Source organism: Streptomyces sp. NBC_01426, assembly GCF_036231985.1.
Classification (GTDB): domain Bacteria; phylum Actinomycetota; class Actinomycetes; order Streptomycetales; family Streptomycetaceae; genus Streptomyces.
This window is the reverse complement of the sequence record NZ_CP109500.1, coordinates 868,189-882,905: the sequence shown is the minus strand read 5'-3', so window position 1 is coordinate 882,905 and position 14,717 is coordinate 868,189. Positions and strand designations below refer to the sequence as shown.

The following is a 14,717-nucleotide window of genomic DNA, read 5'->3' as shown; positions in this document are numbered from 1 at the left end:
GTGCTCGGGCCCTCTCAGGCCCGCCACGCCTCGATCGGGTTGCCCAGCCAACGGGTGTCGGCGGGGACGGATTCCCCGGCCATCACGAGAGAGGCGGGACCCAGTGTGCTGTGGGCACCGACCGTACTCCCGGGCAGGACGATGCCGCCCGGCCCCAGGGTGGAGCCCTCACGGAGGACCACAGTATCCGTCCTCAAGATCCGGTCGTGGAAGAGGTGCGTCTGCAACACGCAGCCGCGGTTCACACTGACCGCGTCGCCCAGCACCACCAGGTCCGTCTCGGGCAACCAGTAGCTCTCGCACCACACGCCCCGGCCGATCCGGGCCCCGAGCGCGCGCAACCACAGGGCCAGCACCGGCGTACCGGGCACGGATCCGGCCAACCACGGCACGGCCAGCACCTCGACGAAGGTGTCGGCCAGCTCGTTGCGCCACACGAAGCCGCTCCACAACGGGTGCTCTCCCGCCCGGTGCCTCCCCACCAGCAGCCACTTCGCCGACACGGTGACTGCGCACGCGGCCGCACCGGCCGCGAGCAGGACCAGCCCGGACAGCAGCGCCGCGCCCGCGATCCCCGGACCGTCCGCCGTGCCCAGTGCGCAGAGCGCCGCCACCGTCAGCACGGCCAGGGCCGCCGAGCAGAACACCGGGACGAGCCGGCACAGCTCCACCAGGCCCCGCGCCCACAGCAGCCGCGCGGGCGGATCGTAGGTCAGGCTCTGGTCGGCGGCCGCGGTCGACCGGGGCAGCCTGACCGGCGGCAGACCCAGGTACGAGCTGCCCTTCTTGGCCTTCTTCGGAGTCGCCGACAACACCCCGACCAGCCCGCCGTCCGGCACCGTGCGGCCCGGCGCGGTCATGCCGGAATTGCCGAGGAACGCCCGCCGGCCGATCTCGGAGTGCCCGATCCGCATCCAGCCGCCGCCCAGTTCGTACGGGGCGGTCAGGGTGTCGTCGGCGAGGAAGGCACCCTCGCCGACGGTGGTGAGACTCGGCAGCGCGAGCACCGTGGAGACCTCCGCGCCCCGGCCGATCCGCATGCCCAGCAGCCTCAGCCACACCGGAGTGATCAGCCCCGCGTACAGCGGGAACAGGGTCTCCCGGGACAGGTCCATCAGCTGGGTGACCGTCCACGCCTGCCAGCCGATCCTGCCGTGCGTCGGATGCGTGCCCGTCCGCAGACCCAGGCTGAGCAGCCGTACGGACACCAGCAGCAGCAGCGCGTACGCCGCCCCGAACGCGAGGGCGCCGGGGACCACGGCGAGCAGGGCGCCCCGCAGCGCGTCGCCGAGCCCGGCGTCGGCCGGCACGAACCGGCCCACCACGAGCAGGGCGGGCAGGGCGGCGAGCACCGGCAGGATCGTGAGGCCGAAGCCGGCCGCCCCGTAGGCGGCCCGCCACCGCAGCGCGCGCGGCGGGCGTTCCCGGGGCCAGTTGCGCTTGGCCTTGCCGAGCTTGACGGCGGGAGCCCCGGCCCAGCGCTGCCCGGTCGGCACCTGCCCGGCCACGGCGGAACCCGGAGCCACCTCGGCCCGCTTGCCGACCCGCGCACCGGGGAAGAGCAGGCTGCGGGTGCCGACCACCGCACCCGCGCCGACCTTCACCGGGCCGATCACCAGCCGGTCCCCGTCCAACCAGTGCCCGCTCAGGTCCACCTCGGACTCCACGGCGCAGCCGCGGCCGAGCTTGAGCATGCCCGTCACCGGCGGCAGCGAGTGCAGGTCCACCTCCGGCCCGATCTTGGCGCCGAGGGCCCGCGCATAACGCTCCAACCAGGAACCGGTGAGCGAGGTCGCGCCCGCGCACTCGGCGAGCCGCTCGGCCGTCCACAGCCTCAGGTGCACGCTTCCCCCGCGCGGATGACGCCCCGCCTTCACCCCGCGCAACAGCAGGCGAGCGCCGCCGGCCGCGATCGCCAGCCGGCCCGGCGGGCTGAACAACAGCGCCGCGCCGGCGGCGACCAGCCACCACGAGGCGGTGGGCGCCCACGGATAGGGACCGAACAGGTGCAGCACGTTGCCCAGGGCCAGGAGCGCCACCGTCCAGCGCAGACCGACCAGCGTGAACAGCGGGAGCAGCAGCAGCGACTGCGCCACCTGGGAGCGCAGCGGAACCGGGGCGACGACCCGGGAGGCCTCCTCGTCCCGTACCGACTTCTCCAACCGGCGGGCCAGCTTGCGCAGGGTGGGCTGCTGGTAGATGTCGAGGACGGCCGCGCGCGGATAGCGGGTGCGCAGGCGCGTGGTGAGCCGGGCGGCGGCCAGGCTGTTGCCGCCGATCGCGAAGAAGTCGTCGCCGGCCCCGGCGACGGTCACCCCCAGGGTCTCGCCCCACTGCTCGGCGAGCCAGGCCTCGGTGCCGTACAACTGCTCGACGGGCCCGCCCGTCTCCGTGTCGGGGAGCGGCCAGGGCAGCGCGGCCCGGTCCACCTTGCCGGAGGTGCGCGTCGGCAGGTCCGCGACGGGCGCGAGCCGCGGCACCAGGGCCGCGGGCAACTCGGCGCGCAACCGCTCGACGGCCGCCGCGTGGTCCCAGCCCTCCTGGGTGACCAGATAGCCGACCAGGAGTTGGTTGCCACCGCGCGCCGTGCGGACCGCGCAGGCCGCGCCGGCGACACCGGGCAGGGCCTGGAGCGCGGCGTCCACCTCGCCCAGCTCGATCCGGCGGCCGCCCAGCTTGATCTGTTCGTCGCCGCGCCCGAGGAAGACCAGCCCCTCCGGTTCCGCACGGACGAGGTCGCCGCTGCGGTAGGCGCGCCGCCAGCCGAGGGACTCCAGCGGGGCGTACTTCTCGGCGTCCTTCGCCGGGTCCAGGTAGCGGGCCAGTCCGACACCGCCGATGACGAGCTGTCCACTGCCGCCCATCGGCACCGGCTCGCCGGACTCGTCGACCACGGCCAGTTCCCAGCCGTTCAGCGGGAGGCCGATCCGGATCGGCTCCTCACCGGTCAGGAGCGAGGCGCAGGCCACGACGGTGGCCTCGGTGGGGCCGTACGTGTTCCACACCTCTCGGCCCTCGGTGACCAGGCGCTGGGTCAGCTCGGGCGGGCACGCCTCCCCGCCGAAGATCAGCAACCGGACGTCGGCGAGGGTGTCGGGCTCCCACAGCGCGGCCAGGGTGGGGACCGTGGACACCACGGTGATGTCCTGTTCCAACAGCCACGGGCCGAGGTCGGCGCCGCTGCGCACCTGGGAGCGGGGGACGGGCACCAGGCAGGCGCCGTGGCGCCAGGCCAGCCACATCTCCTCGCAGGACGCGTCGAAGGCCACGGACAGCCCGGCCATGACCCGGTCGCCGGGCCCGATCGGCTCCTCGGCGAGGAAGAGCGCGGCCTCCGCGTCGACGAACGCGGCGGCGCTGCGGTGGCTGACGGCGACGCCCTTGGGCTTGCCGGTGGAACCGGAGGTGAAGATGATCCAGGCGTCGTGCTCCGGTCCGGGACGTGCGGCGGACTCCCGCGAGCCTCCCGCGGGCGACTCCGGGAACCCGGTGACCTCGACGCGTTCCCCGGCGCCCAGTACGGCCCGCACCCCGGCCTCGGCGAAGACCAGCTCGGCCCGCTCGTCCGGGTCCTCGGCGTCGACCGGCACATAGGCGGCGCCGGCGGCGAGCACGGCGAGCACGGACACGTACAGCTCGTTGGTCCCGGACGGCACGCGTACGCCGACCCGGTCGCCGCGCCCCACCCCGGCGGCCGCGAGGGCCCGCCTGCGACGCTCGACCTCCGAGGCCAGCGCCCGGTAGGTGAGGCGGGCGGAGCCGTCATCCAGGGCGAGCTCGTCGGGGTGCGCGCGCACGGTGGCGTCGAAGACGTCGACGAGGGTGCGCGGCGCGGCTGCGGCCCCGGCGGAGAAGAGGGCACCCTTCCCGGACTCGTCGGACCGCCCGGGGCCGCCGGGCTGCGCGGAGCCGGCCCGCGGGCTCTCCGCGGGCCCGTGGGAACCCTCGGTTCCGTGGTCGGCTCGGTCCGCGCCGGCGGCGCCTTGGTCGACCTGCCCGCCCTCGTCGTCGAGCAGAGTCAGTTCACCGCGTTCAGGTGTGGCTGCCATCGGCCCTCACGTCTCGGTCCCGGAGTGTCCCGGGTCGCCGGCGGAGCCCAGGTTTGCCCGGGTTGTTCCGGCCCAGCACCAAACAACCGGCCAGTCTAGTGCGCGATCAAGAATCCTCCTGTCGAAGCCTTGTGTGTGGCGCAGAAGGGGCGGTAGAGGCGGCGGACGCCGGCCCCTCGTGCCGCCCCGTCGTGCGGCCCGTATGTCAGGGCGACAACCATTCGGTGTTCAGCGAAGTCTTACGGCATGCTGGAACCATGAACGACGTACCGGCCGGAAGGCCCGCCGACGCCCCCGATCCCGCGGCTCGCCTGGCCTCCCTCGCCGCGGCGCTGGCCGACGAGACCCGGGCCGCCATCTGCATGGCCCTCCTCGAAGGGCGTGCCTGGACCGCCGGCGAACTGGCCCGGATCACCTCGGTCGCGCCGTCCACGATCAGCGGCCACCTGTCCCGGCTGCTCGACGCGGGGATCTGCGTCACCGAGCGCCAAGGGCGCCACCGGTACGTGCGGATCGCCGGCGCGGCGACGGCCCGCCTGGTGGACGAACTCGCCTCCCACGCCATCCCCGATCGGGATGCCGCGCACGCCGTGCCCGTCGTGTCCGCGCCCGACCCGCTGGCCCGGGCCCGGACCTGCTACGACCACTTCGCCGGGCGCCTCGGGATGGCGGTCACCGACGCCATGGGGGAGCGGGGGCTGCTGCGGACCGAGGGGGCGTTCGAGCTGACCGAGGCGGGGCGCGAGTGGTGCGGGCGGGCCGGCGTGGACCTCGCCCGGGAAGGGCGCCGACCGCCGGCGAGTTCCTGCCTGGACTGGACCGAGCGGCGGCGCCACCTGGGCGGCCTCGCCGGGGCGCGACTGTGTGCGCGGGCGCTGGACGAGGGCTGGGTGATGAGGCCTCCCGGCGGCGGTCGGGGCCTCCTGGTGACCGAGGAGGGGGAGCGGGTGCTCGGGGAGCTGCTGGGGATCACCCCGGACGCCTGGGCCTGACGATCGAGCGCGGGAAGCGGGAGAGCCGTCGGGAAATGGAGCAAAACATTTCGGTGGACGCCGAAATGATTGCTCGCTAGGGTGCAGCCATGAAGTCCCGTCCGAGTGTGCTCTCGCCCGCAGTCCTGACCGTCGGCGCCGTCTCCTTCACGGTGTTCGCCTGGGCCTCCGCCTTCGTGTCCATCCGCAGCGCCGGCGCCGCCTACTCGCCCGGGGCCCTGGCCCTCGGCAGGCTGCTGGCCGCCTCCCTGGTGCTCGTCACCCTGCTCCTGATCCGGCGACAAGGGCTGCCCCCGCGCGGAGCCCGGCGCGGCATCCTGGTGTCCGGACTCGTGTGGTTCTGCGGCTACACCATCGCGCTGAACTGGGGCGAACGGCTCGTCGACGCGGGTACGGCCTCCCTGCTGGTGAACACCGGCCCCATCCTGATGGCCCTGCTCGCCGCCCGACTCCTGGGCGAGGCGCTGCCGCCGCGCCTGCTGGCCGGCATGGCCGTGTCCTTCGTCGGCGCGGTGGTCGTCGGACTCTCCATGTCGTCCGGCGGCGACGGATCCACCTCGGTCCTCGGGGTCGCGCTGTGCCTGCTGGCCGCCGTGGCCTACGCGACCGGTGTGGTCGCGCAGAAGCCCGCGCTCTCCTTCGGGACCCCGCTCCAGATCACCGCGTACAGCTGCCTGATCGGCGCCGTGGCCTGCCTGCCCTTCGCCGGTCAACTCGCGACGGAACTGCCCGAGGCGCCACTGTCCGCGACGCTCAACATGATCTACCTGGGCGTGGTGCCGACCGCGCTCGCCTTCATCGCGTGGACGTACGCCCTGGCCCGGATGCCGGCCGGAAAGCTGGGCTCCACGACCTACGCCGTTCCGGCCGTCGTGGTCCTGCTGAGCTGGGTGTTCCTGGGCGAGGTCCCCGCATGGCTGACCCTGCTCGGCGGAGTGCTGTGCCTGGCCGGCGTGGGGGTGGCCCGGAGCCGTCCCCGCGCCGCGACGCCCACCGAGACCGAGGTGCGCGCCGCGGCGTAGGCACCGGCAGGACGCGATCCGCCGGGGCAGGCCCGACGCCGGCTCCTTCAGACGTCGCGGCGCCGTACGACGACCACCGCGAGCACGACCGCGATCAGCGGCCAGAGCACGTACACGGTCCACGATCCGGCGACGGTCGCGGCGTGGTCCAGGGACGAGGAGTCCGGCTCCCAGCTCTGGACCAGGCGCCGCCAGGCGCTGGAGGGCATCGCGTGGTGGACGGCCGCGGACCAGCGCTCGCTCTGCGAGAAGACCGGCGGCAGCATCAGCAGCGTGAAGACGCCGACGACCATGGTGGCGACACCGTGCCGGATCAGCGCACCGATCCCCAGCCCGACCAGCGCGCAGACCGGGGCCAACAAGGCGGACGCGACCAGCGCCCGGGCCACGCCGGGATGGGTGAACGGGACCCCGGCATGCCGCCCGTCCAGGACGGCCTGGGACACCAGGAACGAACCGGTGGAGACGACCGCGCCGACCACGCTCCACAGCGCGGTCGTGACGACCGCCTTGGCCACCACGACCGCACCGCGGGCGGGCACGGCCACGGTGGTCGTTTGGATCAGTCCGCTTCCGTACTCGCTCACGACGGTGAGGGCGCCGAGGGCGGCCGCCACCACCATCAACGGCCAGTAGCCCGCGGGTGGATAGGCGACGAAGGAGAGGAAGTCGCGGGTCCCGGTGGGATTCGGGCCGGAGTCTTCGAGGTTGCCGACCTCCGCCAGGGCCGCCGCCGCGGCGGACCCGATGACGAACACGAGGGTGAGGGCGAGCGCCCACCAGGTCGACCGCAGCGACCGCGTCTTGATCCACTCGGAGGCGACCAGATCACGGAATCGGGCGGGCGACTCGACAGCGGACGCGGTCGGGAGCGCCGGGGCAGGTGGGGGCGCGGGGGCGTACGCGGTCATCAGGACGTTCCTCCCGGGTATTCGACGCTGTCGGCGGTGAGTTCCATGAACGCCTGCTCCAGGGAGGCGGTACGGGTGGTCAACTCGGTCAGCGGGATGCGGTGTTCGCAGGCGAGCGCTCCGATCCGGTCGGCCGGCAACCCGGTCACGGCGATCCGCTCGGTGCCCGCCGAACCCTCCGGCCCGACGTCGGCTCCCGCCGCGGCCAGCACCGCCGTCAGCTCCGCGGCCTGCGGTGTGCCCACCACGACGCCGAGACGGGCGCTGCGCGCCGCGAACTCCCGGAGCGATTCGGCGGCGATGAGCCGGCCCCGGCCGATGACGACGAGTTCGTCCGCGGTGTGCTCCATCTCCGACATCAGGTGGCTGGAGAGGAAGACCGTGCGCCCCTCGGCCGCGAGTCGCCGAAACAGACGGCGTGCCCAGAGCACGCCCTCCGGGTCCATGCCGTTGATCGGCTCGTCGAACATCAACACGGGCGGATCGCCGAGCAGGGCGGCGGCGATGCCGAGCCGCTGCTTCATGCCCAGCGAGAACCCGCCGACGCGGCGCGTCGCGGCCCCGGCCAACCCCACCTCCCGCAGCACCTCGTCCACCCGCCTCGACGCGATGCCGTTGCTCCGGGCCAGGGCGGACAGATGGGCCGCCGCGCTGCGTCCGCCGTGGACCTGACCGGCATCGAGGAGGGCCCCGACATGGCGCAGCCCCCGAGCGTGACGCCGGAAGGGGACACCACCGACGGTGGCGGTGCCACCGTCGGGCGAGTCCAGGCCCAGGATCATCCGCAAGGTGGTGCTCTTGCCCGAGCCGTTGGGCCCGAGGAAGCCGGTGACGCGGCCCGGCCGCACGGTGAAGGACAGGTGGTCGACGGCCGTCCTGCCGCCGTAGTGCTTGGAGAGTTCGTTGACTTCGATCACGAGGACAACCCTTCCGGGGCGCCCCCGCCCGGGCATGGGGCCGGGGGAGACGATCGCGCCGCCGGGTTCGCCCCGGGGCGTACGTCCCCGGGCTGATGTCGGACGACCGACCGCCGGCTACTCTCGCGGCATGGACGCCACACCCGTCACCCCGTCACCCGCGCACCGCACCGGCCGCCGACTCTCCGTCGGGTGGGCGCGCCGATGACGACGACGAAGGCCATGGCCTGGGTGGGTGGCGTCCTGTACGTGCTCGTGCCCGGACTGCTCGTGGGGAGCGCGCCGAGGGCTTCGGGCGCCTTCCACGCCATCGGATCGCTGCTCGCCGCGAGCCTGCTCGTCGGCGTGGTCCGCCGGAGCCCGGTGGTCGCGCTGGCCATGACCTGCCTCGGAGCTACCGCCGCAGTGGTCTTGCCCGACTCCTCCCGAACGGTCCAGGAGGGCTCCTTCCAGGGCGAGTTCCTTTCGTTCCTCGCGACGGATCTCGTTCTGGGTCTGATCGTGGCCACCCGCGGGCGACATGTGTCGATCACTGCCGCGACCGGCACCTTCCTCGTTCAGCTCCTCGTGATCGGTGGCTTCTCGAACGGGAACACACTGGCCGTCAACGGGGCGATCGCCCTCCTCGCCCTCCTCGCGTCCTGCATGGCGGGCCTGTTGGTCCGCGAGCGGCGGGAGCACGCGACGGCGCTCCGATCGCAGGAGGTGGCGGAGGCGGTGACCGCCGAACGCCTGCGGATCGCCCGGGAACTGCACGACATGGTCGCGCACAGCATCGGCATCATCGCCATCCAGGCCGGGGTGGGATCCCGCGTCATCCGGACCCAACCGGAAGAGGCCGCCGAAGCGTTGCGAGCCGTCGAAACCACCAGCAGGGAAACCCTGTCGGGCCTTCGGCGCACCCTGGTGGCACTGCGCCGGACCGACCCGGGTGCGGCCGGCTCGGGCCCGACACCCCTCGGACCCGCCCCGGGCCTGGACGACCTGGACAGGCTGGCCGAGGCCACCGCGGACGCGGGAGTCCGCGTCGACCTGCGACGCACCGGGCTGCGGCGCCCACTGCCGACGGACATCGACCTGTCGGCCTACCGTATCGTCCAGGAGGCGTTGACCAACGTGGTCCGCCATGCGGGCACCGGGCAGTGCAGGGTGAGCATCGATCACGGGGAAGAGGAACTGTCGGTGGAGGTCGTCGACGACGGGCGGGGCGCCACCGCGACCGGCCCGGGCCACGGTTTCGGCATCGTCGGCATGCGGGAACGAGTCGCCCTCCTGCACGGCCGGCTCAGCGTCGGCCCCCGCCCCGAGGGCGGCTTCCGGGTGGCGGCCCGACTGCCCCTGCCCGAACCCGTGGGCGTTGCGGTGGCGGCCCGATGACCATCCGCATCGTGCTCGCGGACGACCAGCCCCTGGTGCGGGCCGGACTGCGCGTCCTCATGGCCGACCACCCCGACCTGGAGGTCGTCGGCGAGGCGGGCACCGGCTCCGAAGCGGTCCGACTGGTCGGTGAGATCAGCCCCGACATCGTGGTGATGGACATCCGGATGCCCGGCATGGACGGGATCGAGGCCACCCGGCTGATCACGGCAGGCCCGACGACGACCCGCGTCCTCGTCCTGACCACCTTCGACGAGGACGACCACGTCCACGGTGCGCTCCGGGCCGGGGCGAGCGGCTTCGTGGTCAAGGACATGGCCCTGGACGACATCCTCGCGGCGATTCGGGTGGTCGCCGCCGGCGACGCGCTCATCGCCCCGGGTGTGACACGGCGCCTGATCGCGGACTTCATCGGGCGCCCCGCACCGGCCCGGAGCCCCTCCGCCCGGCCGGTCGAGGGCATCACCGAGCGGGAACGGGAGGTGCTGACCCTGGTCGGACGGGGCCGGTCGAACACCGAGATCGCGGAGGAACTCTTCATCACGGTGGCCACCGCCAAATCGCACGTGTCACGGCTGCTCACCAAACTGGGCGCCCGTGACCGGGTCCAACTGGTCATCACCGCCTACGAGTCGGGTCTGGTCACCCTCCCGCACTGACCCACCTCCCCGTGCCGGCATCGCCCGCGGGGAGACATCACGAGCGCACCGGTGGAGGCCATCGCCTCCGGTGCCCGGTCGGCGCGTCCGCCGGCGCCCCCACATCCGCCCCCGCGTTCGCTGCTGCCGGTGCCACGCCCGCCGGTGCCCGCGCGTCGGGTCGACTCCCGGGCGCACCGCGCTCCTTCGCCGTCTCCGGCCGCGCGGCCGCCCGGCCGGATCCGCGCGCAGCTCACGGCACCTGCTTCGCCTCGGGCGAAGGGGATCCTCAACCCCCGCCCATGTGAAGGGCGTTGACAAAGTCGTCATCTGCTAGAAACCTGTGGCGCCATGACCGCATATTGCGGATCGGATCACTCAAAAATTCAAGAATGCTTCGCAAGTTCACGGCAGGCCCGCGTGCGTGCCTGCCGGCGTCCCACGCTCGGCTCTCCGGCCCGGTGCATCGGCATCAGGGCCGTCCCCCCCATGGAACAGAGGACAGCATGAGATGGATGCAAGGCGGCCTGCGCTTGCCGGCCGGCCTGGTCGTGGCGATGTTGATGGCCATCGGACTCCTGCCGGCCACGCTCGCCACCGCCGCGGGCGGCCCCAATCTCGCCCTCGGCAAGCCGGTCACCGCGAGCGGATCCCTCGGCGGATACGCGGCCTCCGCGGTCACGGACGGCAACCAGGGTTCGTACTGGGAGAGCCCGTCCACCTTCCCGCAGTGGCTGCAAGTGGACCTCGGGAGGAACGTCTCCGTCGATCAGGTGGTGCTGAAGCTGCCCGCTTCGTGGGAGACGCGCACCGAGACGCTGACCCTCCAGGGCAGCACCGACGGGAGCACCTTCAGCACCCTGTCGGCCTCGACCGGACGCGAGTTCAACCCGGCCCGGGCCAACACCGTGACCGTCGGCTTCACCGCCGCGACGGTGCGTCAGGTGCGGGTGGGCGTCAGCGGCAACACCGGCTGGCCGGCCGCCCAGATATCCGAGTTCGAGGTCTACGCCACCGACGGAGGCGGCGATCCGGGTGACCCGGGAGACCCGGGCACCCCGCCGACCGGCGTGAACCTGGCGAAGAGCAAGCCCATCGAGGCGTCCTCCACCACCCAGACGTACGTCGCGACCAACGCGAACGACGACAGTGTCACCAGCTACTGGGAGGCTGCCGGTCAGCAATCGACGCTGACCGTCAAGCTCGGCTCCAACGCCGACGTCACCGGGGTGGTCCTCAAACTGAACCCCGACCCCGCCTGGTCCACCCGGACCCAGAGCGTGGAGGTGCTGGGTCGCGAGAGGTCGGCGACCGGCTTCACCTCGCTGCGGGCCCGCGCCGACCTCGTGTTCAGCCCCACCGGCAACCACAACACCGTGACGCTGCCCGTCACCGGGCGCCTCGCCGACGTCCAGCTGAAGTTCACCGGAAACACCGGGGGCGGTGGCGGCCAGATCGCCGAGTTCCAGGTCATCGGCGCCCCCGCCCCGAACCCGGACCTCACCGTCACCGACCTGTCCTGGTCACCCGCCGCCCCCTCCGAGAGCGACGCCGTCACCGTGGGCGTCACGGTCCGCAACGCCGGCACGGTCGCCTCCGGCGCCACCACCGTGAACGTCAGCCTCGAAGGGGCGCCCGCCGGGAGCGCACCGGTCGGAGCACTCGCCGCCGGAGCCTCGACGACCGTTGCGGTCGCGGTCGGCAAACGCCCGATGGGCAGCCACACCGTCTCGGCCGTCGTCGACCCCGACGACACGGTTCCCGAGCAGGACAACACCAACAACAGCCGCGTCGCCGCGGCGAAGCTCGTCGTCGGCCAGGCCCCCGGACCCGACCTCGAAGCCCTCTCCATCACCACCGACCCGGCGGACCCGGCCGTCGGCGCCCAGGTCTCGTTCACCGTGGCCGTACGCAACCGCGGCACGACGGGCGTGAGCGCGGGCACCGTCACCCGGCTGGTGGCGGGCACCACCACCCTGAACGGACCCACACCGGCGATCGCCGCCGGCGCGACCGTCAACGTGCCCGTCAACGACACCTGGACGGCGGTCAGCGGCGGCGCCACCCTCACGGCCACCGCCGACGGGACCGGCCTGGTCGCCGAGACCAACGAGACGAACAACAGCTTCTCCCGGGCCGTGGTCGTCGGCCGCGGCGCCGCCCTCCCGTACACCGAGTACGAGGCGGAGGCCGGCACCCACACGGGCACCCTGCTGCGCACCGACGCGAAGCGCACCTTCGGCCACACCAACTTCGCCACCGAGTCCTCGGGCCGGGAGTCGGTCCGCCTGACCTCCACCGGCCAGTACGTCCAGTTCACCTCGACCGGCGCGGCCAACTCGATCGTGGTGCGCAACTCCGTCCCCGACGCCCCGAACGGCGGCGGCGCCGACGCCACCATCAGCCTCTACATCAACGGCACCTTCGCGCAGAAGCTCACCCTGTCCTCCAAGCACAGCTGGCTCTACGGCAGCACCGACAGCCCCGAGGGCCTCACCAACACCCCCGGTGGAGACGCCCGCAGGCTCTTCGACGAATCGCACGCGCTGCTCGCGAAGAGCCACCCGGCCGGAACCACCTTCCGCCTCCAGCGCGACGCCGACGACACGGCCTCGTACCACGTCATCGACCTGGTCGACCTGGAGCAGGTGGCGCCGCCGGCGCCCAAGCCGGCCGAGTGCACGTCGATCACCGAGTACGGCGCGATCCCGGGCGACGGCAACGACGACACGGCCGCCATCCAGAAGGCCGTGACCGCCGACCAGAACGGGCAGATCGCCTGCGTCTGGATCCCGCAGGGCCAGTGGCGCCAGGAGCAGAAGATCCTCACCGACGACCCGCTGAACCGCGGCCAGTTCAACCAGGTGGGCATCAGCAACGTCTCCATCCGGGGCGCCGGCATGTGGTACTCCCAGCTCTACACACTGACGGCGCCGCAGGACGCGGGCGGCATCAACCACCCCCACGAGGGCAACTTCGGCTTCGACATCGACGACAACACGCAGATCTCCGACATCGCCATCTTCGGGTCGGGCACGATCCGCGGCGGCGATGGCAACGCCGAGGGCGGAGTGGGCCTCAACGGCCGCTTCGGCAAGAACACGAAGATCACCAACGTGTGGATCGAGCACGCCAACGTCGGAGTCTGGGTCGGCCGCGACTACGACAACATCCCCGCCCTGTGGGGACCGGGTGACGGCGTCCGGTTCAGCGGGATGCGCATCCGCGACATCTACGCCGACGGCATCAACTTCGCCAACGGCACCAGAGACTCGACCGTCTTCAACTCCTCCTTCCGCACCACCGGCGACGACGCCCTCGCGGTGTGGTCCAGCAAGTACGTCAAGGACCAGTCGGTGGACGTCGGCCACGACAACCACTTCCGCAACAACACCATCCAGCTGCCGTGGCGGGCCAACGGCATCGCGATCTAAGGCGGTTACGGCAACACCATCGAGAACAACCTCATCAGCGACACCATGAACTACCCCGGCATCATGCTGGCGACCGACCACGACCCGCTGCCCTTCTCCGGGCAGACCCTGATCTCGGGCAACGGACTGTTCCGCACGGGCGGCGCCTTCTGGGGTGAGGCCCAGGAGTTCGGCGCGATCACCCTCTTCGCGGCCAACCAGCCCATCCCGGGCGTCGTCATCCGCGACACCGAGATCCACGACTCGACCTATGACGGGATCCAGTTCAAGACGGGCGGGGGAGCGGTCCCCGACGCGAAGATCACCAACGTGCGCGTCGACAAGTCCAACAACGGCGCCGGAATCCGGGCGCACGGCGGGGCACGCGGCAGCGCGACCCTGTCGAACGTCACCCTCACCGGTTCGGCGGACGGCGACATCGTCGTCGAGCCCGGATCACAGTTCGTGATCAACGGCGGCTAGTGCTGTGACACGGTGAACCTTTCCGGTCACAGCACCAGGGCCTGATCCACAAGCCAGGCCCTGGTACAGGAGGCATGCGCAACGGTGCGGGCCACCGCTCGATCGCGGTGGCCCGCACCGTCGTGTCCTGCGCCGTCCCGTCCGGTCGGGCGGTGCGGTCAACGCCTGCGGAGTCGGTCGACGAGCCGCCTGGCCTGCGCCCGCTTGCGCGGATCGGCGGCGGCACGACGGACGGACGCCTCCGCCCGGACACCCTGCGGGGTGCGACGGAATTCCTTCAACTTGGCGAGCAGACCGGCCATGGTTTCCCTCCCGGATACGGAACCTTTACCCGCGTCTGCCCCGACGCCGGTCGACGATGCGCGCGATCCGGGCGCGCTCACCCACCACCGCCACGGCATCCCCCTGCCGCCGGCATCGCCGACGTCATCGCGGCGCGCCCACCCGGTCCGGGCTCGGGTCCCTCCCGGCTTCCCGCTCCCCGGTTGGCCCACCGTCCGGCGCCGCCGCGGTACGCGGGTCCCGGCCACCGTCGGCGCCGCGTCGCGCTCGCGGGAACAGCGTCCACTCCGCGAACCACCACGTCCCCGCGACGACACAGGCCCAGAACAGTCCGGCCGCCACCGCCGCCGGCCACGGCGCCAGTTCACTCCACCTCTCCAGTCCGGTGAACCCCACCCAGGCGGTGAGGAACACAGCTGCCACTCGTACACGTCGATGCCGGAACATGCGGTGCCCCTACCCCACGCGCCCCACCGCACACAGGGGTCCGACCGCCGCTCTCCTCCTGGCCCGTTCTCGTGGCCATTCCCGCGGACGATCTTCCTCGTCGTGCGGCCGGGCGCGGTTTGTCCTTCGCGCCGTCGGGCACGAGCGGCGGGGTCCGTCTCCTGCCGAGATCCGCTCTGAGGAGTT

The 14,717-nt window shown here is 72.7% G+C and carries 8 protein-coding genes and 1 pseudogene; 5 read left to right on the top strand and 4 right to left on the bottom strand.

Annotated elements, in window-relative coordinates:
* Positions 1-14: 14 nt before the first annotated feature.
* A complete protein-coding gene (locus OG906_RS04225; RefSeq protein ID WP_329440093.1) occupies positions 15-4,049 on the bottom strand; it encodes a Pls/PosA family non-ribosomal peptide synthetase in 4,035 nt (1,344 codons plus the stop codon).
* Between the two features lie 257 nt (positions 4,050-4,306).
* Between OG906_RS04225 and OG906_RS04220 the strand changes: the two genes are divergently transcribed.
* Positions 4,307-5,041, top strand: a complete 735-nt coding sequence (locus OG906_RS04220) for an ArsR/SmtB family transcription factor (RefSeq protein WP_329440090.1) — start codon at positions 4,307-4,309, stop codon at positions 5,039-5,041.
* Between the two features lie 89 nt (positions 5,042-5,130).
* On the top strand, positions 5,131-6,063 hold the full coding sequence (locus OG906_RS04215; protein ID WP_329440088.1) for a DMT family transporter: 933 nt from the start codon (positions 5,131-5,133) through the stop codon (positions 6,061-6,063).
* Between the two features lie 47 nt (positions 6,064-6,110).
* On the opposite strand, the gene OG906_RS04210 is transcribed toward OG906_RS04215, so the two are convergent.
* Together OG906_RS04210 and OG906_RS04205 are read right to left on the bottom strand one after the other, a co-directional pair.
* Positions 6,111-6,974 (bottom strand): ABC transporter permease, encoded by an 864-nt coding sequence (locus OG906_RS04210; RefSeq protein ID WP_329440086.1) that lies wholly within the window; start codon positions 6,972-6,974, stop codon positions 6,111-6,113.
* Entirely contained in the window at positions 6,974-7,891 is a 918-nt protein-coding gene (locus OG906_RS04205) for an ATP-binding cassette domain-containing protein (RefSeq protein WP_329440084.1), read from the bottom strand. Before OG906_RS04205 ends, OG906_RS04210 begins: the two co-directional genes overlap by 1 nt.
* Before the next feature lie 204 nt (positions 7,892-8,095).
* Between OG906_RS04205 and OG906_RS04200 the strand changes: the two genes are divergently transcribed.
* From OG906_RS04200 to OG906_RS04190, 3 genes and pseudogenes are all read left to right on the top strand, one after another.
* A complete protein-coding gene (locus OG906_RS04200; RefSeq protein ID WP_329440082.1) occupies positions 8,096-9,268 on the top strand; it encodes a sensor histidine kinase in 1,173 nt (390 codons plus the stop codon).
* Entirely contained in the window at positions 9,265-9,927 is a 663-nt protein-coding gene (locus OG906_RS04195) for a response regulator transcription factor (RefSeq protein ID WP_329440080.1), read from the top strand. The genes OG906_RS04200 and OG906_RS04195 overlap by 4 nt, the downstream gene beginning before the upstream one ends.
* Positions 9,928-10,412: 485 nt before the next feature.
* A pseudogene (locus tag OG906_RS04190) lies at positions 10,413-13,802 on the top strand (CARDB domain-containing protein).
* Between the two features lie 158 nt (positions 13,803-13,960).
* Here the strand turns inward: OG906_RS04190 and OG906_RS04185 are convergent.
* Complete coding sequence (locus OG906_RS04185; RefSeq protein ID WP_266952730.1) at positions 13,961-14,104, bottom strand: hypothetical protein; 144 nt, start codon at positions 14,102-14,104, stop codon at positions 13,961-13,963.
* Positions 14,105-14,717: the final 613 nt, after the last annotated feature.

Bases quoted from the DNA above. Each gene is read 5' to 3' on its own strand.
- OG906_RS04200 (WP_329440082.1), top strand. From the start codon at position 8,096: ATGACGACGACGAAGGCCATGGCCTGGGTGGGTGGCGTCCTGTACGTG.
- OG906_RS04220 (WP_329440090.1), top strand. From the start codon at position 4,307: ATGAACGACGTACCGGCCGGAAGGCCCGCCGACGCCCCCGATCCCGCG.
- OG906_RS04215 (WP_329440088.1), top strand. From the start codon at position 5,131: ATGAAGTCCCGTCCGAGTGTGCTCTCGCCCGCAGTCCTGACCGTCGGC.
- OG906_RS04195 (WP_329440080.1), top strand. From the start codon at position 9,265: ATGACCATCCGCATCGTGCTCGCGGACGACCAGCCCCTGGTGCGGGCC.
- OG906_RS04225 (WP_329440093.1), bottom strand. From the start codon at position 4,049: ATGGCAGCCACACCTGAACGCGGTGAACTGACTCTGCTCGACGACGAG.
- OG906_RS04185 (WP_266952730.1), bottom strand. From the start codon at position 14,104: ATGGCCGGTCTGCTCGCCAAGTTGAAGGAATTCCGTCGCACCCCGCAG.
- OG906_RS04210 (WP_329440086.1), bottom strand. From the start codon at position 6,974: ATGACCGCGTACGCCCCCGCGCCCCCACCTGCCCCGGCGCTCCCGACC.